This is a genomic window from Vibrio sp. D173a, from assembly GCF_030248475.1.
The window spans coordinates 1-782 of record NZ_JAHGAH010001006.1; the positions used below are offsets into that span (position 1 = coordinate 1).

General features: G+C 43.4%; 1 protein-coding gene. It reads right to left on the reverse strand.

Features of this window, described 5'->3' with window-relative positions; translation table 11 throughout:
* Positions 1-628: SgrR family transcriptional regulator (locus KIV40_RS30905; RefSeq protein ID WP_285353111.1), on the reverse strand; the 628-nt coding region annotated here is incomplete at its 3' end.
* Positions 629-782 lie beyond the last annotated feature (154 nt).

Sequence of the window (782 nt, forward strand, 5' to 3'; positions counted from 1 at the left end):
TCTCTAATGAGTCGAGCGTCTCAACAATATGGCTGGTTTGAAGTAGTTCTCCGTTATGAAAACGGACACCCGGGCGAATGAAGAAACGCCAATGATCGTCTTGAACCTTTTGCCACGAATGAGCAAGGTCTGGCTGAAGCTGGTCGTTGTCATCAAGCCTTGTTAAGCCACTGAACACCTGACGGGCTATGTGTTGCTCTGAACGACGCATAGATTTGGCGGGGTTAAGCATCGACAGTGGACGATAGTAAGGCAAGCGTATCACCTGCTCACCTTCTTGGTATTGCACACCTAAATAGTTTTGAATCACCTGGGTGAGTTTGGCGGCATCCCTATCCAAGACGTTAAGTGCTTGACCAATTTTTCCATCTTCAAGGTAGCGACGCGCTAATGTTTCGCTGACGTCATTACGGTTTTGCTTAAAAATTACCTTAGATTGCTTGCCTCGACCGGCTGCTGGTTGCCATTCAATCCACTCTTCTTCTTCGAGTTTGTTTAATACCATACGAGCATTACGGCGAGTACAACAAAGTACATCCGTAATGTCATCTAACTGAACTTCTGAGTCTTTACCGTCAAAGTACTCAAATAAGGTTTCAAACTGGACGCGTAATCTAGGGCTGCTCATAAAGAGGAAATATCAACTAATTAGAATTGGTTTCAGTTTCCTTATTTTAGTCAATGAAATCAACAGATACCTAACGAATTTGCATAGTATTGTCTTAATCAACACGCAACAAAAAGGCGCTCAATTGTGAGCGCCAAAATAGCTATATTGCTGA